General features: G+C 73.3%; 15 protein-coding genes. 8 read left to right on the plus strand and 7 right to left on the minus strand.

Annotated features, from left to right (window positions below; genetic code table 11):
* Positions 1-18: 18 nt before the first annotated feature.
* Positions 19-2628 (minus strand): glycoside hydrolase family 127 protein, encoded by a 2610-nt coding sequence (locus BJ961_RS19175; RefSeq protein WP_271414008.1) that lies wholly within the window; start codon positions 2626-2628, stop codon positions 19-21.
* A gap of 216 nt (positions 2629-2844) precedes the next feature.
* On the minus strand, positions 2845-5859 hold the full coding sequence (locus tag BJ961_RS19180; RefSeq protein ID WP_271414009.1) for a glycosyl hydrolase: 3015 nt from the start codon (positions 5857-5859) through the stop codon (positions 2845-2847).
* Between the two features lie 319 nt (positions 5860-6178).
* On the opposite strand from BJ961_RS19180, the gene BJ961_RS19185 reads away from it, so the two are divergent.
* Positions 6179-6490, plus strand: a complete 312-nt coding sequence (locus BJ961_RS19185; protein WP_271414010.1) for a hypothetical protein — start codon at positions 6179-6181, stop codon at positions 6488-6490.
* A gap of 29 nt (positions 6491-6519) precedes the next feature.
* Here BJ961_RS19185 and BJ961_RS19190 read toward each other — a convergent pair whose 3' ends face one another.
* On the minus strand, positions 6520-7212 hold the full coding sequence (locus tag BJ961_RS19190; protein ID WP_271414011.1) for an Lsr2 family DNA-binding protein: 693 nt from the start codon (positions 7210-7212) through the stop codon (positions 6520-6522).
* Positions 7213-7319: 107 nt separating this feature from the next.
* Between BJ961_RS19190 and BJ961_RS19195 the strand changes: the two genes are divergently transcribed.
* From BJ961_RS19195 to BJ961_RS19205, 3 genes are all read left to right on the plus strand, one after another.
* A complete protein-coding gene (locus BJ961_RS19195; protein ID WP_271414012.1) occupies positions 7320-7988 on the plus strand; it encodes a Type 1 glutamine amidotransferase-like domain-containing protein in 669 nt (222 codons plus the stop codon).
* A gap of 125 nt (positions 7989-8113) precedes the next feature.
* Positions 8114-9019, plus strand: coding sequence for a SpoIIE family protein phosphatase (locus tag BJ961_RS19200; RefSeq protein ID WP_271414013.1), 906 nt, complete (start codon positions 8114-8116; stop codon positions 9017-9019).
* Positions 8917-9288, plus strand: coding sequence for a SpoIIE family protein phosphatase (locus tag BJ961_RS19205; RefSeq protein ID WP_271417097.1), 372 nt, complete (start codon positions 8917-8919; stop codon positions 9286-9288). Before BJ961_RS19200 ends, BJ961_RS19205 begins: the two co-directional genes overlap by 103 nt.
* A 19-nt stretch (positions 9289-9307) precedes the next feature.
* Here BJ961_RS19205 and BJ961_RS19210 read toward each other — a convergent pair whose 3' ends face one another.
* From BJ961_RS19210 to BJ961_RS19225, 4 genes are all read right to left on the minus strand, one after another.
* A complete protein-coding gene (locus BJ961_RS19210; protein ID WP_271414014.1) occupies positions 9308-9997 on the minus strand; it encodes a haloacid dehalogenase type II in 690 nt (229 codons plus the stop codon).
* 5 nt (positions 9998-10002) lie between these two features.
* Positions 10003-10173 (minus strand): hypothetical protein, encoded by a 171-nt coding sequence (locus BJ961_RS19215; protein WP_271414015.1) that lies wholly within the window; start codon positions 10171-10173, stop codon positions 10003-10005.
* Positions 10174-10330: 157 nt separating this feature from the next.
* Positions 10331-10468 (minus strand): tyrosine-protein phosphatase, encoded by a 138-nt coding sequence (locus tag BJ961_RS19220; RefSeq protein ID WP_271414016.1) that lies wholly within the window; start codon positions 10466-10468, stop codon positions 10331-10333.
* Between the two features lie 68 nt (positions 10469-10536).
* A complete protein-coding gene (locus BJ961_RS19225; RefSeq protein ID WP_271414017.1) occupies positions 10537-10851 on the minus strand; it encodes a hypothetical protein in 315 nt (104 codons plus the stop codon).
* Between the two features lie 334 nt (positions 10852-11185).
* Here BJ961_RS19225 and BJ961_RS19230 point away from each other — a divergent pair, with 334 nt between their 5' ends.
* The 4 genes from BJ961_RS19230 (at position 11186) to BJ961_RS19245 (ending at position 23892) form a co-directional block, all read left to right on the plus strand.
* Positions 11186-21670 (plus strand): non-ribosomal peptide synthetase, encoded by a 10485-nt coding sequence (locus BJ961_RS19230; RefSeq protein ID WP_271414018.1) that lies wholly within the window; start codon positions 11186-11188, stop codon positions 21668-21670.
* A 97-nt stretch (positions 21671-21767) separates the two neighbouring features.
* Entirely contained in the window at positions 21768-21971 is a 204-nt protein-coding gene (locus tag BJ961_RS19235) for an MbtH family protein (protein WP_271414019.1), read from the plus strand.
* A gap of 95 nt (positions 21972-22066) precedes the next feature.
* Positions 22067-23074, plus strand: coding sequence for an ATP-binding cassette domain-containing protein (locus BJ961_RS19240; RefSeq protein ID WP_271414020.1), 1008 nt, complete (start codon positions 22067-22069; stop codon positions 23072-23074).
* Complete coding sequence (locus BJ961_RS19245) at positions 23062-23892, plus strand: ABC transporter permease (protein WP_271414021.1); 831 nt, start codon at positions 23062-23064, stop codon at positions 23890-23892. Before BJ961_RS19240 ends, BJ961_RS19245 begins: the two co-directional genes overlap by 13 nt.
* Positions 23893-24044: the final 152 nt, after the last annotated feature.

The following is a 24044-nucleotide window of genomic DNA, read 5'->3' on the forward strand; positions in this document are numbered from 1 at the left end:
GCGGTGGTGGTGTGGTGATCAGCCCTGGGCGAGGCGCCGGACCTGGTCGGCGGACAGGGCTCGGTTGTGCAGCCGGAAGTCGCGGACGGCGCCGTGCAGGTAGGGGTGGGTGCTGTTCTGGGACCGGCCGATGTAGTTCCGGCTGGTCCGGCCGAGCAGGAGGGGACCGGCGACCATGGCCGCGTTCCGCCCGGTTTCGGTTCCGTCGACGTAGAGCACACCGGTGCCGCCGGCGAGGGTGAGCGCCACATGGGTCCATCGGCCCAGCGGCAGCGGTCCGGTGGCGTCGACGAAGTCCTCGGTCTCCATTCCCGCGATCTTCAGGGCGGCGCGGGCCCGCCCGGCGCCGGTGGTCGCCGTGAGGAAGAGGTAGGTGTCCTTGCTGTAGCCCAGGTCGAAGACGCGGACGGAGGGGGCGAGGGTGTCGACGCGGACGCGGGCGGACACGGTCAACTCGGCCAGTCCGGCGGGCAGTCCGGCGGGGAGTACGACGTGGCCGTCACGGCCGTCGAGGGCCACCGCCGTAGTGTCGCCGTCGGTGTGCCAGGCCGCGCCGCCGGCCAGGGAGCCGTCGGCGAACGTCCCGGTGCGGTCCGCCACCGACGTTCCGGACCCGTCGTCGAGGGGGTAGCGGGCCACGTCACCGGCGGCCGGGCGCGGTGGCACGACGGACCAGTAGACGTTGTAGCGCTGGTGGTGGATCTCGTGGAAGGGGCGGAGGGAGACCCGCCCGCCGTCGGTCAGGGCCGTGAACCGGGTGGGTTCGCCGGGCGTGCGGCGCAGGGTGTCGGGGCGGATGGCCGGCAGCGTCGCGAGGGGGGTGTCCCCGTAGGTGCCCGCCAGGACGAGCGGCCCGTACGACAGCGCCTTGACGTGCGGGTTGTCGGGGGCCGGGCGCCAGACGGGGGTGCGGGGCAGGACGAGTTCGACGCGGTCCCCCGTGCGCCAGTGGCGGGTCACGGTCGTGTAGGTGCCCGGTTGGAGGCGGGCGCCGGCGTGTCGGCCGTTCACCGTCAGCGCGGCGCGGCCGTCGCCCGCCGCCAGCCAACCCGGCACGCGGATCCGCAGGGCGAACCGCGCCTCTCCCCGGGTGACGGTCAGGCGGGCCCGGTCGCCCGTGGGGATGTCGGTCTCCTGGCGGAGTGTCACGCCCAGTTCGTCCCAGCGCACTTCGGAGGGGATGAACAGGTTCACGTACAGCGCGGGACGGCGGGTGCCGGCGGTGCGGAAGTAGACGGTGTCGGCGAACTTGGTGTGCGTCTCCAGGCCCGTGCCGTGGTCGCAGGAGAAGTTGTCGTAGTCCCCGCTGTAGCTGCCGGGCGCCGAGCCGAGGCCGCCCTTCGGTTCGCGCCGCGAGCCCGCCCACAGTCCGGTGTAGTAGGTGACGAAGCCGTGCGCCGAGTCCGGGTCCTGCTCGGCGAGCATCTGGTTGTACAGGGCCCACTCGTAGTGGTCCAGGTACTCCGCGCGCTCCGGGTCGTGGCGGAAGAGGTCCCGGCCCAGCTTGAGCATGTTGTAGCTGTTGCAGTTCTCGCAGGTGACCTCCGAGAGGCGGCTCGCGATCTCGTCGGGCGGTCCGAAGAGTTCCTGGTTGGAGTTGCCGCCGATGGCGTACAAGTGGTGGCGTACGACGGTGGTCCAGAAGGCGTCGGCGATGTCCAGGTAGCGCCGGTCGCCGGTCGCCTCGTAGGCCGGTACGGCACCGACCACCTTGGCGATCTCCGTGTTGGCGTGCCGCCCGGCGAGTTCGTCGCGGCCTGCGGCGAGCGGGGCGTACAGCGCGTCGTGGTCGAAGCGGACCGCGGTGCGCAGGTGCACCGGGTCGCCGGTCTCCAGGTGGAGTCGGGCGAGGACGTCGTTCATGCCGCCGAACTCGACCGTGAGCACGCTCTGCATCCGCTCGCGCGAGAGCGGGGCCGTGCGGGCCTCCCTCCAGGCGGCCATGTCCAGCAGGACGTCGAACGCCTCCCGGTTCCCGCTGAGTTGATACTGGTCGAGCAGACCGGCCATGATCTTGTGCAGGGTGTAGTAGGGCGCCCACGGCTTGCCCCCGGCCTCCAACTGGTCGAAGACCGACTCCGGGAACGCGGAGAGGTAGCCGCGGTGGAACCCGGCCGCCGGCGCCGCCCGCTGGCACTCGGCCAGTGCCGACACGAGCAGCCGGGCCTTGTCCGCGTAGGCGCTCTCGCCGGTGTTGGCGTGGGCCTGGGCGAGTGCGCTGAGGAGGTGCCCGGTGGTGTGGCCGCGCAGTTGGACGTCCGGGGCCTCCCAGCCGCCGCAGGGCTCGGCGGCGGAGGGCAGGCCGACGTTGAGCCGGAAGGTGTGCAGCAGCCGGTCCGGGTCCACGAAGAGGAGGTACGCGCAGGTGCGCCGCATGTTGGCGAGGAAGGGTCCGTCGAGCAGGCGGACGGCCGAGAGCGGGAAGGCGGCCGCCGCGGCCTGCGGGCGGCGCGCACCGCCGGACGGCGGGGACGACGTCGCCCCGGGGAGCGCCGGGGTGGCAGCGCCGGAGGCGGTCGGTGCCGCCGTGGCGGGGACGACGGGGATCGCGGCGGTGGCCGCGGCGGCCGACGCGGTGAACAGGACCTGGCGTCGGGAGGGGGCGGGTCTGCTGTGCGGTGCGGGCATGGTGCGGGGCTCAGCTCCCTTCGATTGAATCGTTTTACTCGATTCGACGGAGACGCTAAGCGGCGCCCTCAGGAGCGTCAAGGGTTCTCACAAGAACCTCCTGACGCCTCATAAGTCCCTTCGTGGCGCGAGCCGGCGGGCGCCGAACGGGCATGACTCGGCGCGGACGGGCCTCGGCACCGTCCGCGCGTTTTGAATCGTTCAATCCCGTCGGTGTCAGACCGTCTTCTGTGCGTACGGGACCAGTCGCACCGGCCCCACCAGCCCGTACTCCTGTCGGGTGAGTCCTCCGAACACCTCCGGGCGGCTCACCCGCAGCCGGTTGACGAGGGGCGTCGCGACCTCGATCTCGATCGTGTTCGTGCCCCGGCGCAGCAGCGGGCCGACGTCCACGACGGGGTCGAGCCGGTCGGCCGGTCCCGTGTCGGTGCCGTTGACGGTCACCCGGAAGGTGTCGCTCACCTGCCCCAGCTCCAGGAGGGCCCCGTGGGCGGAACTCCAGTCGCCGGGGAGGGTGACCGTGGTCCGGTAGCGGCCGACGCCCGCGCAGTCCTCCAGTTCCGCAAGGGCCGACCAGGGCCGCAGGGTGTCGAGCGTCAGGGTGCGGCGCACCCGCTCGGTACGGGTCGGGCCGTCACCGGGGCGCCAGTCCTCGACCTCGACGCGCCACCGGCCCGGTTCGATCGGGCCGGGCACCGCGGGGAGGGTGGTGGTGACGGTACGCCCCTGGGACAGCCGTGTCCGGTAGGTGCCGGCCGTTCCGGCCCGCACGGCGAGGCCGCGCGCGGTGAACAGCACCTCGTCGGCCTCCGAGGAGAGGGCGTACGGGCGGTTCCCGTGCCGGTCGCCGAAGAGCCCCGGGCGCCCCAGCGCGACGACGAGCGTCTGGCCGGGCCGCAGGGCGACGCGGAGGGTCACGTCCTGACCGTCCCGGGTGTACCGGCCCACCCGTACGGCTGTGCCCGTCCAGGGGTCGAGGAGGTACGGCACCGCGTCGCGGCCGCGGGTGCGGCGCAGTGTGACGTCGTGGTCGATGGCGGCCACGGGCGGCTTGACGGTCTCGGCGTGCTTGCCGTTGACCAGGTAGTAGTAGTCCGCGTCCGCCGTGACCCGGTGGGCGTTCAGGAGCGTCGACGGGGCGGCGTGCCGTACGTCCGGGGCGACGCCGAGCGCGGCGAGGGCGTCGCCGACCGCGGGCTTCTCGGTGACGCGGACGACGTTGGGCAGCGCGAGCAGCCGGGCGAGGACGTCGCGCAGCCGCTCGGTCTCGCCCGCCGCCGGCACGCCCGGGGTCAGCGCCTGGTCGAAGGCTCCCAGGAGGACCACGGGCAGCCCGGCCTCGACGTAGCCCAAAATCTTGCGGGCGTCGGCGAGGGCGAGGGTCGGGGTGGAGCCGTGGAAGAAGTCACCCTCGACGAAGAGCGCCTTGTAGGCCGGTCCGTCCGGGGCGAGCCGCCCGCCGGCGACGGTGGCGTTCGGCAGGTCGAGGAGCGGGCCGCTGAGGAACTGGTGTGTCCATCCGAGCGGGACGCCGGTCGAGGTGAACCAGGAGGCGCCGATGCCCGTGGCCGTGTAGCCGGTCTGCCGGAAGACGGCGACGTCCGCGCGGGCCGTGCCCGCCTGCAGCACCGCGTGGACGCGGCCGAGGTATCCGGCGAGGTCCGCCGCGTGCCGCCAGGTCGGCTGCCGCGGTCCCCACGACTCGCCGTATCCGGGTGCTCCGTTGTACGGGCTGAACGCGGCGAAGCCGGGCCACTGGGCCTCCAGTGCGGTCGCGTACGAGAAGCCGTGCAGCACCGTCTGGTTGACGCCCGCCGCGTAGGCGCCGCCCATGGTGCGCAGCACGCGGTCCCAGGTGGTGCTGTAGGCCGAGCCGTTGTAGGCACCGGCCTCGCAGGACAGGACGGTGCGGCCCGCCATGTCCCGACCGCCGGCGAGGCACCGGTAGTCGTCCAGGTTCTTGAACCCGAGGGACTCGCCCTCCGCGATGTCGAGGATCGCCGCGGTGGCGATGGCGTCGGTCTGCAGGCCGTACGGCTGGGCGCGCAGGGCCATGCCGAGGGAGTGCGCCCAGTTTCGGAGCGCGCCCACGTGGTGCCGGTTGAACAGGTCGGAGACCGTGGCCCAGAAGTCGTGCCGGATCTGCCGGGTCAGCTGGGCCTCGAAGGCGAAGACCTGGTCGCTGTCGTCGAGGACGAGGGCGGGCAGGAAGGGCAGCAGCGGCCGGCCGGTCCGCCGCTCGAAGGCTTCGGGCAGGCGCTCCGTCCAGACCAGTCCCTCGGACTCCAGCTCCACCGAGTCCTCGAAGAAGGCACCGCCCGCGGCCTTGAGCAGACGTCGCAGTGAGCCGGTGAGGATGTGCCGTTCCCAGTAGTCGGTGACGGCGGTGGTGCCCGCCGCGCTGAGGTGGTCGACCACGAAGGCGGCGGGTGCGGAGTGCGGGCCCGATTCCGGCTGCTGTCCCGAACCGCGCTGCCAGTAGGAGATCAGCACCCACTCGCCGTCCGCGGGTGCCGTCCAGGTCAGTGCGCCGTCGGTGACGGTGTCCGTGAGGTCGCGGACGCTGTCGGGGTCGAGGCCGGTCTCCTTGCGGGTGGAGTGGGCGGTCTCGACGCGGGCGGCCTGGACCGCGAGGAGACGCTGGGTGCGGACGCCGGACGCCGCCGCGTGGACGGGCGCGGGCACGGGTCCGCGGTAGGTGGCGCCGGGGGTGAGCGTGGTGTGCCCGTGGGCGAGTTCCCTGGCGGCGGCCTCGTCGTCCGGCGTGACTCCGGGGACGGCCGCGGGCCAGCTGGGGCCCAGGGTGAGGTCGACGGTCAGGCCGCGTCGTACGGCCCGGCGCAGCGCGGCCTCGACTCCTTCGCGCCAGGGTCTGCTGCCCCAGCCGTGGTGGGCGGTGTCCAGGAGGGACTTGTCCCGGATGCTGTGGTGGACGGCGGCGATCTCGGCCCCGCCGAACCCGGCGTCCGCGATCTGGTCGATCTCGCGGGCCACCTCGTCGGGGTCGACCAGGCCGTCCGGCCACCACCAGCGGAACTTCGGGCGCACCGCGCGAGCGGGGTCGGTGAACCACCGGGCCGAGCCGGTCGCGTGAGCGGCGGCCGGGCCGGTGGGGAGGGCCGCGGCGCCGGACGAGGCGGCGGTCGCGGTGGCGGTCGTCCCCGCGGTCACGGCGGCGGCCAGCACCGCGCGCCGGGACATCCCGCCGCGCTGCGAAACAGGTTCGTGCATGAGTGCGCCCCAGGGTTCGGAGTGGAGTCCTACCGATTGAATCGTTTCAAATCGGATCAAACGCGGGAACCGTAATCCGGGGCGATCATGGGGGTCAAGACATGTGCGAAAGGTGGTCGCCGGTGAGGGCGACGGCCGGGTCGAGGACCGAGACCGCCTGTGTCTGCCCTCGGCGGCCCGTTCACCGTGGTCATGCCTGGTCCGGAGCATCCAACCGGCGTCGCGTTACGCGTTCTTGGTCGAATCCTTCCTGCTTCGCCGCCGGGTGGGCCATAGTGGGGACCGCCGTTGCAGGGCCGGGGCGCCGGGGGGCGCCACCGTGGCTTGGGACCTCGTCGCCCAGACCGACGGCGTCATCAGGACCGTCTCGGGTCTTCGAGGGTGGCGCGAGTGGACGAGCCGGGCGGTGTTCGGACTGCGCCAGGCCGACCGCGCCCATCTGGACCGACTCCATGAGGCCTGGCTCTCGCGGGGGACGCCCTGGAGCCTCAACTCACACGTCGTGGACCGCTTCTTCGTGTTCGCCGGCTACCCGGCCCGCTACGCCCCCGTACGGGTCACCGGCACGGAGGACCCCGCGACGGCCGACCAGCGGTGGCACGCCGTCATCACGTCCCTCCTGGAGGGGTAGGCCCCGCGGCGCGGCCCCGCGGACGACCTTCACCGTGACGCTTCGTAGGCCTCACGGACGGCTGCGGGGACACGTCCGCGGTCGTTCACGAGGTAGCCGTTCGCGCGAGCCCACAGACGTACGGGTTCGTCCTCCGGCCTGGGAGCGAGCCTGCGGGCCCCGCCGGGTCCGCTCCGGTCACCCCAAGGAGCCCCCTCGAGCTGGTCAGCCACATCCTGGAAGAAGGCGGACAGCGAGACGTACTCGCTGACTTCGGGGAAGGAACCCTCACTCCAGGACCCCACGGCTCCGGTGCTCGTGTCCACGAACTTCCCGTACGCACCGTCGCGCTCCGAGAGGATCGGCACCCATGCCCTGCGCCAGGACGGGCAGTCGCCGTCCCCCGACGGCGCCGTCTCCTCCAGGGCCGTCTTGTGGAAGTAGACACGCTCGATGTCCACCAGGCCCAGAAGGAGTCCGCCGCCGGGGACGACGCCCGGGCACCCCAGCGCCACCAGACCGGACCCGGAGTGAGGCTGCCGGCCGGCATCGAGGTCGTTGGCCAGCAGCCACTGCCGCATCTGCCGCGGCAGTCGCAGCCCCATGCGCAGTTCGGCCTCGTACAGGGCTGTCCGGCTCCCCGGACCGCCGAGGGCTGCGAGAACGTCCGGGCCGTGCTGTTCGAGCCACCCGGTCACCCGGCCCCACGCCTGCCCCATGTCTCCTGCCCTCTGGTGATCCATGGGCAGACCATACTCACCGCGACCGACAGCTCGTGGAGTCCCGGTCGGCCTGCCGGTGGCTCCCGGTCTCGTTGCGCGGGGCCCGTGAGGCGTGCTTGGCTCGCCGGATGAACCTTCTGTTGACGGCGAGTGGCCTGCGCAACGAGACGCTGCGGGACGCCCTGCGGGACATGCTGGGCAGGCCGTTCGGATCGGCGAACGTCGTGTACGTGCCCACGGCATCGGTCGCCGAGCCCGGGGACCACGGGTGGTCCCTCGCGGACATGAACCGGCTGCACGACCTCGGCTGGCGGGAATTCGACCTCCTGGAGCTGAACGGCCTGCCCCGGCAGATGGTGCTCGACCGGCTGCTCCACGCCGATGTCGTCTACGTCGGCGGCGGCAACCACTACCATCTCGCGCGCAGCATCACCGGCAACGGTCTGGCCGACGGCTTCCTCGAGGCGCTGGAGAGCCGGGTCTACGTAGGGTTCAGCGCCGGCTCGATGATCTTCAGCCGTAACCTCACCGCTCATTCCGCCGACGTCGTCGGGGACGCCCCGGACCTTCATGTGCTCGGCGCGGCGACCGTGGAGCCGCCGTTCGGGCTCTTCGACTGGTACCTGAAGCCCCACCTGTACTCACCGGACTTCCCGGAGCGGGACGACGCCTGGGCCGACCGCATCGTCGCGCGGGCGGACTTCCCGACGTACTTCATCGACGACGAGACGGCGGTTCGCGTGAGGGACGGCAAGGTGGACGTCGTGTCCGAAGGCCGGTGGCGGTTCCATCCGTGACTCCGTACCCGGTGCTCCGCCGAGAGCCGTCGCGCGGTGGGTTGGTGCCGTCCAGGACGTCCTGATTCGTGCATGATTCTCCCCGGGGTTTCGGAACGGGAGCTCATGAGGAACGGGGTGACGGTGTGGGTGCGGGGCGGGCCGCGGCGGAGCACAGACAGTGGGACGAGCAGCATCCCTGGCCGCCCCGTTGGCTCCGCTGGGTGCCGCCCGCGCTCATCGTGATGACCATGGTGCTGGACCAGGTGACGCCGCCGCGCTACTTCTTCGGCTCGCTGCTGACGGCGTCGGTGGTGCTGGCCCTCTTCACGTACCCGCCGCTCGGTGTCCTCGCCGTCGGCGCCGCCGGATGCGTGCTGCTGTCGGTCACCGAGGTGCTCGAGGACTACGTCGGTCCACTGACCGTGGTGACGCTGACCGTCCTGGCCACCGTCACCCTGCTGTCCACATCGCTGTGTGTGGTGCGCCGACGGGCCGAGAGCCGTTTCCGCCGCGTACAGGCGGTCGCCGAGGCGGTGCAACTGGCCCTGCTGCGTCCGCTGCCCGCCCGGGTCGGCCCGTTGCGTCTGGCCGGCTTCTACCGGGCGGCCGACGACGAGGCGCTCATCGGCGGGGATCTCTACAGCGTCCGCCCGACACCGTTCGGCATCCGGGCGATCGTCGGGGACGTCAAGGGCAAGGGCATCAGCGCGACGCAGACCGTGGCCACGGTGATCTCCTCGTTCCAGGAGGCGGCGCTGCTCCATCCGTCGCTGAGCCAGGTGGCCGAGCGGATCGACGTGGCCCTGCAGTTGGACCGTGACAACCCTCCCATGGAGCCGATGGGCGGCGGCCGGCCTACACGCCCGGACGGGCACCGGGGCCGGCGGACGAGGTCTTCGCCACGGCGGTCCTGCTCGAGTTCTCCGCGGACGCGCGTGCCGTACGGATCCTCGACCGGGGCCATCAGCCTCTGCTCACCGTCCGGCACGGCACGGCGTCCGTCGTGGAGACCGAGCACAGCCTGCCGCTGGGCATGGGCGACCTGCTGACCGCGCCGCCGCGCAGCGTGACGCTTCCGCTGAGCCCGGGTGACATCCTGCTCGCGTACTCCGACGGGGTGACCGAGGCGCGCGACAGCACCGGGACGTTCTACCCGCTGTGCGAACGCCTCCAGGACCATTGCGCCGACAGTGCGGGGCCGGTCTCCCCCACCGGTCTCGTCACCTTCGTCGAGGAGGACGTCGCCCGGTGGGCGCCCACCCTGAGCGACGACCTCGTCGCCATCGCCTTCCAGCCCGCCCCGTCCGACGACGAGTGACCCGCCGGCGCACGCGGTTTCAGACGGCGCCCAACTGCCGGGCCAGGTCTCCCAGTCCGTCGGCGCAGTGGTCGGCGGGCCGCCGCGCCGAGGGGTACGGGACCGGTGTGCGCCGCAGCCACGCCGTGCCGAGTCCGGCTCGCGCCGCGCCGTCGATGTCCCAGGGGTGCACGGCGACGAGCACGGCAGCGCCGGCCGGGACGCCGACCGCACCCAGGGCGTAGGCGTAGGCGGCCGGGGAGGGCTTCCAGTGCCCGTCGGCTCCTTCGATGTCGAGATGGGTCTCGAAGTACTGCTCCAGTCCCGCCCGCCGCAGGACGGCACGGCTGGTGACCGCCGATCCGTTCGTCATCGTGACCAGGCGGTGTCCGGCCGCGTGCAGGGCTCGTACGCCGTCCGGGACGTCCGGGTGGACGGGGAGTTCCGGCAGCGCGTCCAGAACGTGTGCCGCCGCGGCCTCGGGGTCCGCCGTGTCGGAGCCCGCCTGGCCGAGGTGGGTGAGCAGGCCGTCCCGGGCCACGGTGGCGAAGTCGGCCCGGCCGCCGGCGAGGGTCAGCGCGATGCCGTCCCGCAGGACACCGGCGAACCACTCGGGGAGCAGTCGCCCGGGCAGTCCGATGTCCACGAGGCGAGTCGTGAGCGGGGTCATGTCGGTGAGGGTCTCGTTGACGTCGAAGACGACAACTTCGGGGCGGACGCCGTCGGGCACGCCGGTCACCACCCGGGGGTCGGCGACGCCGGGCCGTCCGCGGCCCGCACCAGCCCGGCGTCCTGCCGACGGCTACCGTCGTCCGGCAGCGCTCGCACCCCACCGCTCCGGACTCCCTCCGCCCGGTCTCCGGCACCGGGCAGCCCGGTGATCTCGACGTCCGTGGCTCGCGTCATGACGGCCTCCCTCGGTCATTCCCCTGTGTGACTGTGGGTGGCCCTTCGCCCGGGCAGGTAAACGGAGCGGCCCGCTTCGCCACTCTCCTGGACCGACGCCATGGCGCTCCGGGCTGCTCCGGTGGGCGGATCTCCGCAGACGTGGACGCCGGTCCCGTCAGCCGGTGAGCGGCTTGGCGCGCAAGGTCTCCGCGGTTTCCGCGTCGAGCCGCAGTCCCTCTCCTACGTAGGAGTCGAAGTCGCCGTAGAGGTGGTCGACCTCGGCGAACGCCGCGCGCGGCCAGCTCGGTTCCACGGCCTGGGGACTGCCGGTGTACTGGTTGCCGGTCGCTCCTCACGGAGTCTCAGCGACGCGGCTTCGTCTCAGGGCCGCAACTCACAGAAGGAGAGCAGGCAGAGATTGCCGCCCTGCACGAGGCCGACGCCCCTTCCGCCGCCGTCGGCGGAACCCGTCGAACAGCGGGACAGCAGGCACAGGTTGAAGCCCTGCGTTCCGCGGTAGCCGCTGGTCGTCGCGGCGTCCCGCTGGGCGGGAGCCTCCTGCCGGGACCATGCGCCTTCCGGTTTTCCTGACCCGCCGTGGGCCGAAGCGGCCGTGGCGCCGGCGATGCTCAGGGCCAGCGCACCGCCGGCCACGGCTATGCCGCGCAGTGACCGGGCGATTCGTGGGTGCTGCATAGGGAGGTGCTCCTTCGCGTTCGGGACCGGCGGCGGGCTGACCGCACACCGCACCTGACTGCGTTGATCCGTAGCACTCCCCCGATCCGGATGGGTGTGCGGAGCCGCGAGCCCGCGGATGTCTGAAATGCCTCGGCCACTGGCGCGAACGGGACGGGCTACGCACTGGTAACAAATGGTGTCTTGCATCACACACCAATCCACAGGCCCCATGCGTCGCGGATCAACCACGAGAGACAGTGCAGCGAGGAATTCGCACCTGCACTGGACGAGGTGAGATCGGGAGGGTGGTCGACGGTGTCGGCGAGCGTCACATGGGTACGGAGGCGGACACATGGCTGAGGAGGGAACCGTCAGGCTGCCGCTGACCGCGGCACAGGAGTCCCTGTGGTTCGCACATCACCTGCGGCCACTGGACCCCGGCTTCACGATCGCCGAGTACGTCGACATCGAGGGGCAGTTGGACCTCGGCACACTGCGCCGGGCCGTCACGCACGTATCGCGGGAGATCGAGGCCCTCCGCACCACGATCACCGACGCCTCGAGCAGTGGGGCGGCGGGCCAGTGTGTCCGTCCCGGCCCTGGCCTCGGCGTCTCCCTCGTCGACCTGTCCGCGAGTGCGAACGGTGAAACGGACGCCCATCGGGCGATGCGGCGCGGCCTGGCCACGCCCGTCGACGTCACGCGAGGACCGGTGACGGCCCTCGTCCTGTACCGGTTGTCGGCGTCGCGCCACCTGCTGTACCTGCGCACACACCACCTCGTGCTCGACGGCTACGGTGCCGCCCTGGCCCTCGGCCGGATCGCCGAGACGTACGGTCTCCTGGCCGCTGGGACGGACGTCGCGGCCAAGCCGCTCCCGCTGGGCCCGCTGGTCTCGGAGGCACGTCAGTACACGCGGTCGGCCCACTACGTCGAGGACGCGGCCTACTGGCGCGATCAACTGGAGGGAGCACCCGCGGCCGAGCGGCTCACGGACGGCACGGCGTCCCCCGGCGCGGAGGTGCTGCGGAAGTCGGCGGTGCTGGACGGGGCGCGGTGGCGGCGGCTGCGGGACGGGGCCCGGCGGGGCCGGGTGGCATGGCCGGCGTTGTTCGTGGCCGGCACGGCCGCCTACACGCACCGGATGCGGGGCACTCAGGACCTCCTGCTCGGCATGCCGGTGACCGGTCGCCGGAGCCGGATCGCACGGCAGACGCCGGGCATGATGTCGCAGATCGTTCCCTTGAGGCTGCGCATGTCCCCCGCCGCATCCGTGCAGGATCTGCTGCGACAGGTGAGCCTCGCGATGCGCGGCGCCCTGCGGCACCAGCGGTTCCCCGCGGAGGAACTGCGCCGGGGCCTGGGACTGGTCAGGGGCGACTCCCTGGTGGGGCCGTCGGTGAACGTGCTGGCCTTCGACGAGAACCTGCGGTTCGGCTCGGCGACCGGTTCCCTGCACAATCTCTCGCTCGGCCCGGTGGAGGACCTCACCCTGGCCGTGCACCCGGCCGCCGGTGACGCCGGAGCCCGCGTGGATGTGCTGGCCAACGCGGCCCTGTACGACGAGGCGGCGGCCCAGGGGCACTTGGAGCGGATCCTGCGGCTGACCGAGGAACTCGTCTCCGACCTGGAACGCCCGATCAGCACTCTGGACCTCACCGGTCCGGACGAGCGGAACCGGGTACTGGCCCTGGGAAGGCACGTGCCCCGGACTTCGGCAGCCGCGGACACCCTCTCCGCGCCGGCCGGAGCGGGCGAGCCGACGCTGCCGGAGGTCCTGGCTCGACTGGCGCGGGAGGCACCCGAAGCGCCGGCCGTCGACGACGGCACCCGCAGCCTCACGTTCGCCGAGCTGGACCGGGCGGTCGACACGGCCGCGTCGGCGCTGCGGGCCGACGGCGCCGGCCCCGGTACGACGGTGGCCGTCGCGCTGCCGCGCTCGGTCGACACCGTCGTCGCCCCGCTCGCCGTGCTGCGCAGCGGCGCGGTCTACCTGCCGGTCGACGTCTCCCATCCGGTCGAGCGCATCGCCCGTCTGCTGGCCGAAGCCACTCCGGTGATCCTGGTCTGCGACCCGGGCAGCACTGTCGCGGGCACGGCCCCCGCCGAAACCGCCGTACGTAGCCTGTCGCAGTCCCACGGCACCGTGTCACGGGCCCCCTTCGCCGGGCCGCGTGCCGAGGACGCCGCCTACCTCATCCACACCTCCGGTTCGACAGGCCGTCCCAAGGGGGTGCTGGTCGAGCACCGGTCGCTCAGCAATCTGCTGGCCCACCACCGCCTGGAGTCGCACGCGAGCGCGGAACTGGCCGCGGGGCGCCGGCTGTGTGTCGCGCTCACCGCCGCCACCTCCTTCGACGCCTCCTGGGACCCGCTGTTGTGGATGCTGGCGGGCCATCGACTGCACATCGTGGACGACGCCACGCGCCGCGATCCCGAGGCGCTGGTCGCCTTCCTGCGCGCCGAGCGGATCGACGTCGTCGAGACCACCCCCAGTTTCCTCCAGCAGATGGTGGCCGCCGGTCTCACCGCCGGACACCCCGCGTCGGACGGCGGCTCCCTCCACCGCCCCCTGGTGATAGCGCTGGGCGGCGAAGCGGTCAACAGCGAGCTGTGGCAGCGGCTCTCCTCCGAGCGGGGTCTGCTCGCCTACAACTTCTACGGGCCGACCGAGACGACGGTCGACGCCGTCACCGCACGGGTGGGAGGCCGGGAGCCGGTCATCGGACGCCCGGTCCGCGGGGCCCGCTGCTACGTGCTCGACGCCGCCCTGCGCCTGCTGCCGTGCGGGGCGACGGGTGAGCTGTATCTGGCGGGCGAAGGGGTGGCCCGCGGGTACGCCGGACAGCCGGGGCTGACCGCCGACCGGTTCCTCGCGGACCCCTTCGGGGAACCGGGGGCGCGCATGTACCGCACGGGCGACCTCGTGCGGTGGCACGAGAACGGCTCGCTGGAGTTCGCCGGACGCAGCGACACCCAGATCAAGGTCCGCGGGCAGCGGGTCGAGACCGGCGAGATCGAGTCGGCGCTCACCGCGCTGCCCGGCATCGCGCAGGCGGCGGTCGTGCTGCGCGGTGACGGGCCGGGCGACACCCTGGCCGCCTACCTCGTCCCTACCCCGGACGACGCGGGCGCGGACGTACGGTGCGACCGGCGCCCGGTCCGCGACGCGCTGGCAGCGGCCCTTCCGGCGCACATGGTGCCCGCGGCGTACGCGGTCACCGACCGGCTTCCGCTGACCTCGAACGGCAAGCTGGACACCAGTTCCCTTCCCGAAGCGGCAGCGGTCGCCACGGGCCCCAAGAGCCCGCCGCGCACCGCCGCCGAGAGAGCGGTCCGCGCGGTGATGGCGGACCTGCTCGGCCTGGCCGAGGTCGGGCGGGACGACGACTTCTTCTCGCTCGGCGGCCATTCGCTGCTGGCCGGCGGGCTGCTGACCGCCCTGGCCGAGCGGACCGGCGTCCGGTTGCCGGTGCGTTCGCTCTTCGAGGCGCCCACCGTCGCCGGGCTCGCCGCACTGGTCGACGCGGAGCGGCGCTCGCCGCGGCAGGGCGACACCGCCGACGGCCGGAACGGCGTCGCCGACCGGCCCGCGCGACTGCCGCTCTCGGCGGGCCAGCACCGTCTGTGGCTGCTGGAACGCATGGGCGAGGGCGGTGACCGCTACCACATACCCGTCGCCCTGCGTCTTGACGGGGACCTGAATGTTCCTGCTCTGCGGGCGGCCTTCCGCGACCTGCTGGCACGGCACGAGAGTCTGCGGACGGTCTACCCGGAAGACGCCGAAGGACCGCACCAGGTCGTGCTGCCGCCCGACGCGTGCGGCATCGAGTTGCACACCGTCCCCGCGACACCGGACGGCAGGCCCGGGGACTTCCCGGCTCCGGAGTTCGACCTCGCCCGGCGCCCCCCGGTACATGCCCTGCTGGCTCCTGGCACGGAGCGCGCCGGCGACGGTCCCGGGTCGTACCGGCTCATGCTGACCCTCCATCACATCGTTACCGACGGCTGGTCGATGGGGCCCCTGGTGCGCGATCTCTGCACGGCCTACCGGGCCCGCGCCGACGGGCACACGCCGCGGTGGGAACCGCTGCCCGCGCAGTACCCGGACCACGCACTGCGTCAGCGGGCCCGGCTCGGCGACCGGGAGGATCCCGACTCGCTCGCGGCACGGCAGCTGGCGCACTCCCGGACGGCGCTCGCGGGTTTGCCGCCCGAGCTGCCCCTCCCCCGCGACCGGCCGCGACCGGAGCGCGCCACCTTCCGCGGCGGCCGGGTACCGGTGCGCCTGGACGCCGCCGAGCACCGCGCACTCGTCTCGCTGGCGCGGGAGGCGGGCGTCAGCCCGTTCATGGTCCTGCACGGCGCGCTCGCCACCCTGCTGCACCGGCTGGGCGGCGGGGACGACATCGTCGTCGGCACCCCGGTGGCCGGACGCGACGAGGAGGAGTTCCACGACGTCGTGGGGTTCTTCGTCAACACCCTCGTCCTGCGCGTCGACGTCGGCGGCGACCCCTCCTTCCGAGGGCTGCTGGACCGGGTGCGCACGACGGACCTGAGCGCCTACGGGCGACAGGACCTTCCGTTCGAGCAGCTGGTGGAGGCGCTGGCACCGGAGCGGTCGCTCTCCCGCCATCCGCTCTTCCAGGTGATGCTCGCCCTGAACAACACCCCCGCTCCCCGGCTCGACCTGCCCGGCGTCCGCGCACACCTGCTCCGGCCCGAGCGGACCACCGCCAAGTTCGACCTGACCTGGGACTTCACGGAGAGCCACGGCCCGGACGGTCGCCCGGACGGGCTGACGGGCGAGGTGGAGTACAGCGCAGAGCTGTTCGACGAGAGCACCGTCCGCCGCTTCGCCGACCACTTCGTCCGGCTGCTCCGGTCGGCGCTGGACGCGCCCGGGGCGCGGCTGGGCGCCCTTGAGATGCTCACGGAGGACCAGCGCCTCGCGGCCCTCGACACCGGGACGCGCGACGGTTCCGCGGAGCCGGGGCACGAACTGGTGCACAGCGTCTGCGACGTACTGGAGACACAGGCGGCGGTCACCCCGGGCCGTACCGCGGTGGCCGACGGACGGAACACGGTGTCGTTCGGTGAACTGGCCGCCGAACTGCACTCCGTCGCCCGGCGTCTGACCGCTGCCGGTGTCCGTCCCCGTGACCGTGTCGCCGTGGCGGTGCCCCGGTCCGCACGCCAGATCGCCGCCGTCTTCGGCGTACTGCGCGTCGGAGCCGTGTACGTTCCGCTCGACCCGGCGCATCCGGCCGAACGCAACGCGCGGATTTTGGAATCCGCACGCCCCGCCCTGCTGCTGACCGAGCGGGCCTGCGCGGCGTCGCTCCCCGCTTCCCGCACGCCCGCCCTGTATCTGGAGGAAACGGCCGGCACCGGCCCCTCCTCCGGCCCGCCGCCGTTCGACGGACCGCGGGGAGCCGACCCCGCCTACGTGCTGTACACCTCCGGATCCACCGGCCGGCCCAAGGGCGTCGTCGTCGAGCACCGGGCGCTCGCGAACCTGCTGCGCCACCACGGACGCCACCTGATCGAACCCGCCGAACGAGCCAACAGCGGGCGGCCCCTGCGGGTGGCCCTGACGGCGGCAGCGACCTTCGACGCCTCCTGGGACCCGCTGCTGTGGATGGCCGCGGGTCACGAGCTGCACCTGGTGGACGACCTGAGCCGCCGCGACCCGGAAGCGCTGGTGCGACTGCTGCACGAGCGGCGGATCGACGTGATCGAGACGACGCCGTCCTTCCTCGAACAGCTCCGCGTCTGCGGCCTGTTCGCCCCCGGCAGGCCCTGGCCGCGCGTCGTGGCCCTCGGAGGAGAGCCGGTACCGGAGAGGTTGTGGAGGGAACTCGCGGACCTGCCCGGCGTGACGGTGTGGAACCTGTACGGGCCGACCGAGACGACCGTGGACAGCGTGATCGCCCCGGTCACCCCCGCCACCGCCGCCACCATCGGCCACGCGGTCACCGGCATGCGGGCCCGGGTCCTGGACTCCCGGCTGAACCCCGCACCGCCGGGGGTCACGGGCGAGCTGTACCTGGCCGGGGCCGGCGTGGCCCGCGGGTACGACGGAGCCACGGGCCTGACCGCCGACCGGTTCCTCGCGGACCCCTACGGTCCTGCGGGCAGCCGGATGTACCGCACCGGCGACCTGGTGCGCCGACGGCCGGACCACTCCCTCGTCTTCGTGGGCCGTACCGACTCCCAGGTCAAGGTGCGTGGCTTCCGCGTCGAGACGGGCGAGGTCGAGGCGGCGCTCACCGCGCACCCCGCCGTACGCCAGGCGGTAGTGACCGTCCGCGAGAGCGGGGACGGCGGCCTGCTGGTCGCCTGGGCCGTGCCGGAGGCCGGTGCGAGGCCGACGCCCGGGCAACTGCGCTCGTTCCTCGGCGACCGGCTCCCCGCCTACATGACGCCCTCGCACCTCACCCTGGTGCCGGAGATCCCGCTGACCGTGAACGGCAAGACGGACTTCACCGCACTCCCGGAGCCCGGAACGGTCGAACAGGAAGGAGGCGAGCGCCCGCGCACCCCGCAGGAGGAGATTCTGTGCGCGCTGTTCGCCGAGTGCCTCGGCACCGGCCCCGTCGGCCGGGACGCCGACTTCTTCGCACTCGGCGGCCACTCGCTGCTGGCCACCCGCGTCGTCAACCGCGTGCGGAGCGCCTTCGGCGTCGAAGTCCCGGTCCGCGCGCTGTTCGAGGACCCCACGCCCGCCGGACTGGCCCGGCACCTCGACGGCGCCGCGCACCGCCGCCCGTCGCTGCGCCCCCACCCGGACCGGCCGGTGGACCTCCCGTTGTCCTTCGCGCAGCGACGGCTGTGGTTCCTGAACCGGATGCACTCCGACGACGCCTCCTACAACCTGCCGATGGCGGTCGGTCTGCGAGGACGCCTGGACACCTCGGCACTGCGCAGCGCGCTGGGCGACGTGGTGGCCCGGCACGAGAGCCTGCGCACCGTCTTCCGGGAGGCCGCCGACCGAACCGGCTCCCCGGTCCAGCGTGTCCTGTCCCCGGGGGAGAGCCGTCCGACGCTCGCCGTCACGCACAGCACGCCCGAGCAAGCACCCCGGTTGCTGAGTGAAGCGGCCCGCACGGGGTTCGACCTCACGCGCGACCTGCCGTTGCGGGCCGAGCTGTTGCGGACCGGTGCCGAGGAACACGTCCTGCTGCTGACGGTGCACCACATATCCGCCGACGGCTGGTCCATGGGGCCGCTGGCGCAGGACCTCGCCGCCGCGTACGCCTCGCGGACCAGTGGCCGCACACCGGAGTGGACTCCCCTGCCGGTTCAGTACGCCGACTACGCCCTGTGGCAGCGTGACCTCCTCGGCAGCCCCGACGACCCGGACAGCGTGCACGCACGGCAACTGGCCTTCTGGCGGGACGCCCTGGCCGGTGCCCCCGCCGAACTGGCGCTGCCGGCGGACCGGCCCCGCCCGGACGTCGCCTCCGGACGCGGCGGAAGCGTCACCCTTCCGCTCACCGGTGACGACGGCCGCCGGCTCGCGGAGCTGGCCCGACGCGAGGGTGCCAGTACCTTCATGGCACTGCACGCCGTACTCGCTGCGCTGCTCGACCGGTACGGGGCCGGCGAGGACATCGTCGTCGGCAGCCCGGTGGCCGGTCGCACCGACGAGGCGCTCGCCGGACTGGTGGGCTTCTTCGTCAACACCCTGACCCTGCGGGTGCGCACCGGGGGCGACCCCGGCTTCCGCGCCCTGCTGGAGCGGGCCCGGGAGGCCGACCTGGCCGCGTACGCGCACCAGGACCTGCCGTTCGAGTCGCTCGTGGAGCACCTGGCGCCCCCGCGCTCGCTGTCCCGGCACCCGCTGTTCCAGGTGATGCTCTCCCTCAACAACGCCGGTCGTCCCGCCCTCGAACTCCCCGGCCTGCGCGCCGAGGTGCGGGGTGTGGACACGGCCGCCGCCAAGTTCGACCTGTCGTTCGACTTCTCCGAGCAGTCCGGTGGCGAGGAGCTGACCGGCGAGCTGCAGTTCGCTCGTGACCTGTTCGACACGGCCACGGCACAGGGCCTCGCCGATTCCTTCGTGGCCCTGCTCCGGCTCGTCGTGGCCGCCCCCGACACCCCGCTGTCCGGGCACGACCCGCTCGGCCCTCCCGAGCGGGCCGAACAGCCGCGTGCCGAACAGCTCGACCACGGGCGTGGCCCACGGGCCGTCCCGCGGCACCCGACCGTGGTCGCGGGCTTCGAGGCCACCGCCCGGGCGGCGCGGAGCAGCGACATCGCGGTCCGCTGCGGACCGCACGCGCTCTCCTTCGCCGAGCTGTTCCAGGACAGCGCCCGCCTCGCCCACCTGCTGCGGGGTCGCGGCGTTGGTCCCGACCGGGCGGTGGCCGTGCTGCTGCCGCGCTCCGCCGATTCGCTGACCGCGCTGTTCGGCGTACTGACCGCGGGCGGCACCTACGCCCCGCTGGACGACTCCCTCCCGCCGGCGAGGGTGAGCGCCGTACTGACGGACGCGCGGCCCGCCGTGGTGCTGGCGACCGCGGCCACCGCCGGCGCGATCCCCGAAGGGCCGTGGCAGACCGTCCTGCTGGACTCCGCCGACGTCCGGGCCGAGCTGGCCGCGCTCCCCAGCGAACCGCCGCGCGGCGCGATGCCGGCGCCCCGCGACGCGGCCTACCTGCTGCACACGTCGGGTTCCACCGGACGCCCCAAGGGCGTCGTCGTGGAGCACCGGTCCCTGGCCCAGTTGCGGGAACACCACCGGCAAGCGCTGTTCGAGCCCGCCCGGGCGGCGACCGGACGGCACAGGCTGCGGGTCGCGCTGACCGCGTCGCTGTCCTTCGACGCGTCCTTGGACCCCGTGCTCTGGATGCTCGACGGGCACGAGCTCCTGGTCGTCGACAACGACACCCGCCGCGACCCGGCCGCTCTCGTCCAGGCCGTGCGCGACGAGCGCGTCGACGTGCTGGAGACCACTCCGAGCCACGCGGCGGCGCTGCTGGACGCGGGACTGTGCGACCAGGACGCTTCCGGGCACCGCCCGGCCGTCCTCGCGCTCGGCGGCGAAGCCGTGCCGCCCGGCCTGTGGCGGCGGCTGCGTGACGTTCCCGGCCTCACCGTGTGGAATCTGTACGGCCCCACCGAGACCACCGTGGACACCCTCTACGCGTCGGTGCGGGACACCGACCGGCCCGTGCTCGGTGAGCCCGTCGCCGGCACCCGCTGCCACGTGCTCGACCGCTTCCTGCGGCCGGCCGCGCCGAACGCGACCGGCGAGCTGTATCTGGCGGGTACGAGTCTGGCCCGCGGCTACCTCGGGCGGCCGGCCGAGACCGCCGCTCGCTTCGTGCCGGATCCGTTCGGTCCCCCGGGCGAACGCATGTACCGCACCGGCGACCTCGTGCGCCGCACGACGGACGGACGACTGGAGTTCCGCGGCCGTGCCGACGGGCAGTTGAAGGTGCGCGGCTTCCGCGTGGAACCCGACGAGATCGTCGCCGCGCTGGAGCGGCAGCCCGGCGTATCCCGCGCGGCCGTGGCGATCCGCTCCGTGGGCTCGACGGACGCCCACGGCACGGCGCAGCTGATCGCCTACGTGGTGACCGACGACGAGACGCCGACGGCCGACGGACCGGCCGCCCCGGGCCGTGACGCGCTGCGCGCGGCCCTCACCGCGGAACTGCCCGGATACATGGTTCCCGCCGCGTTCGTCACCCTCGACGCGCTGCCCCTGACCCCCAGCGGCAAGCTCGACGGCAACGCCCTGCCGGCACCGGGCGAGGAGCATCTGGCACGCGGGGCCGGCCGGCCGCCGGCCGGTCCGCGCGAGGACCTGCTGTGCGCCCTGTTCGCGGAATCGCTCGGCGTCGAGCGGTGCTGGTCCGACGACGACTTCTTCGCCCTCGGCGGCCATTCCCTGCTGGCGGCCCGACTGCTGGCCCGGGTCCGGGAGGCCACCGGGACCGAGCTCGGCATCAGGGACCTGTTCGAGGCGCCGACCCCGGCCGGCCTCGCGACCGCGCTCGCGGCGCGCGAGGGCGACGCGGACGCCGGCCGCCCGGGCGCGGACCTCGACTGCCTGCTGCCGCTGCGTGTCAACGGCGCCCTGCCGCCGCTGTTCTGCGTGCATCCGGCCGGGGGCCTGGCCTGGTCCTACGGGGGCCTTCTCCAACACGTCGCCGACCGGCCGGTGTACGGGCTCCAGACGCCCAACCTGGCCGGTACGCGGCGCTTCCCCGACAGCATCGAGGCGATGGCGGCCCACTACGTCGACCGGCTGCGCGGCGTGCAGCCGCACGGTCCCTACCGGTTGCTCGGCTGGTCCTTCGGCGGCAACGTCGTCCAGGAGATCGCCGTCCAACTCCAGGAAGCGGGCGAGGAGGTGGCGCTGCTGGCCGTCATGGACGCCTTCCCCGTGCCGCCCGCCGACGGTCTGGAGGACGCGGGGCGCGATGTCGTCTTCCGTGCCCTGCTGACCGCCCTCGGCGTCGACCTGTCCGCCTGGGACGCCGACGCGCCCCTGGACGCGGGGGCCGTGCGCGACGCGTTGCGTGACACCGGCAGCCCCCTCGGCGCTCTGGAGCCGGAGGCCATCGGGACCATGGTCGGCAACTTCGCCGACCAGGCCCGGCTCATGCGCCGGTACGTACCGCGGACGTTCCGCGGCGACGTGCTCTTCTTCCGCGCCACGGAAGAGGACCCCGCGAACGGCCTTGTCCCCGCCCTGTGGGCTCCGTACGTCGACGGCGCCCTGGTGGTGCACGACGTGCCGTGCGGGCACGCCCAGATGCTCCGTCCCGACTCCCGGGCCGTCGTCGGACCCGTCCTCGACGCGGCGCTGCGCGCCACCTGAACCGGCCGCACCGGGCGACCGCGTCCGGCCGCCGGACTACCGAAGCGGTATCCAGAGCAGTCCAGTTCCCCCACCGAAACAGGAGAGCGTCCGCACCATGACCAACCCCTTCGACAACCCCGCCGTCCAGCACCGCGTCCTGGTCAACGACGAGGGCCAGCACTCCCTGTGGCCCGAGTTCGCCGACGTCCCCGCGGGCTGGCGTCCCGTCCACGGGCCCACGACCCGCGAGGCATGCATCGCCTACGTCGACGCCCACTGGACGGACCTCACCCCCCGCAGCGCGCTGGCCGCCCGGTGAAGGCCTCCGGAGTGAACCTCCTGGGTCCGGTCGGGCAGCCCCTGCCCCGACCAGGCCGTGCCGTCTCGGAGGCGGCGCCCGGCGGAACGCGGGACATGATCGTGGCCGAGGGGCTCACCCGCAGCTTCGGCGACCGCCGGGCCCTCGCAGGCATCGACCTGAGGGTCCCGGCGGGCAGCGTCCTCGGCCTGCTCGGCCCCAACGGCGCGGGCAAGACCACCACCGTGCGCATCCTCACGACACTGCTGCGCCCGGACGGCGGCCGCGCCACGGTCGCCGGACACGACATCGCGGATGCGCCGGAGGCCGTACGCACACGCATCGGTCTGTCCGGCCAGTACGCCGCCGTCGACGAACGCCTGACCGCGCGCGAGAATCTCCACCTCGTCGCCCGTCTGTACGGCATGAGCCGCCGAGCGGCCCGTCGGCGCACCGGCGACCTGCTCGACCGGTTCTCCCTCAATGAGGCGGCCGATCGGCCCAGTGGAGGCTTCTCCGGTGGTATGCGTCGCCGGCTGGACCTCGCCGGTGCTCTGACCGCCCGGCCTGCCGTCGTCTTCCTCGACGAGCCCACCACGGGCCTCGATCCCCGCGGTCGCGCCGAGACGTGGCAGGCGGTGCAGGACCTGGTGGCGGACGGCACCACTGTCCTGCTCACCACCCAGTACCTGGAGGAGGCCGACCGGCTCGCGGACTCCATAGCCGTCATCGACCACGGCCGCGTCATCGCCCGCGGCACCTCGAACGAGTTGAAGGAGGCCGTCGGAGGAGAGCGGATCACGCTCAGCCCGGCGGTGCCGCAGACCGTCGGGGCGATCGCCGAGGTGCTGGCCGCGCTGGGTCCGTACCGGCCGGAGACGGACCGGCGCACCGGTCGGGTCTCGGTGGCCACCGACCTCGGCGCGGCAGCACTGCAGCGCGCCCTCGGCGCCCTGGCGGAGGCCCGCCTCGGTGTGCGGGACGTGTCCCTGGCGCCACCCACTCTCGACGACGTGTTCCTGGCGCTGACCGGCAAGCCCCGCCCCTGCGACGATCCCGTCGACACGGAGCGGCCCCGGCAGCGCGCCGGGTCCGGGAAGGGAGCGCACGCATGGCGACGGTGAACCCGGTCGCGCAGAAGCCGGCCGGACCGGCCGGTACCGTCCGCGACGGACTGCTGATCGCCGAGCGCAACCTGCTCAACCTGCGCCGCACGCCCGGAGCGCTCGTCGCCGCCCTCGTCCAGCCGTTGATGTTCGTCCTGCTGCTCGCCTACGTCTTCGGCGGCAGCCTGGGCGGTGCGGAGTACCGCTCGTTCCTGATGGGCGGGATCTTCGCGCAGGCCGTCACCTTCAACGCCTCGTTCACGGCGATCGGGCTGGCCGCGGACATGGACAAGGGCATGGTCGACCGGTTCCGTGCGCTGCCCATGCCGCGTGGCTCCGTGATCCTCGGCCGCACGCTGTCCGACCTCACGATGAGCGCCGTCACGCTCACCGTCACCTCGCTGTGCGGGCTCCTGATCGGCTGGCGGGTGGAGGGCTCCGTGCTGGGTGCCGTGGCCGCCTACGGACTGATCCTGCTCTTCGCCTTCGCCATGTCGTGGGTCGGTGCCACGATCGGCCTCGTGGCCCGAAGCGTCGAAGTCGCGCAGAGCGCGGGGCTCGTCTGGCTCTTTCCCGTCACCTTCGTGTCGGGTGCCTTCGTCTCCGTCGCCACGATGCCCGGCCCGTTGCGCACGATCGCCGAGTGGAACCCGGTCTCCGCCACCGCGACGGCCGCCCGCTCCCTCTTCGGCAACGAGGCCCCGCCGACGATGGTCCCGCCGGACTCCTGGCCGGTCGAGCACGCGACCGGGTACGCGCTGCTGTGTACGGCCGCCATCATCGCCGTCTTCATGCCCCTGGCCGTGGGCCGGTACCGACGCGTCGCCCGGGGCTGAGGCGTCGGCGGCAGCGGTGCGGTCGCCCGGCGGACCGAGGGCCGGGCGAGGCGCGGTGCGCGGTGGGTTCGCGGCGGGGCCACCAACCGTGACACCACCGCTGCCTCCCCCCTGTCCGCGGCCACGCTTCGTCAGGACCTCGACCTGGGCGA

This window comes from Streptomyces lienomycini (assembly GCF_027947595.1).
Lineage (GTDB): Bacteria > Actinomycetota > Actinomycetes > Streptomycetales > Streptomycetaceae > Streptomyces > Streptomyces lienomycini.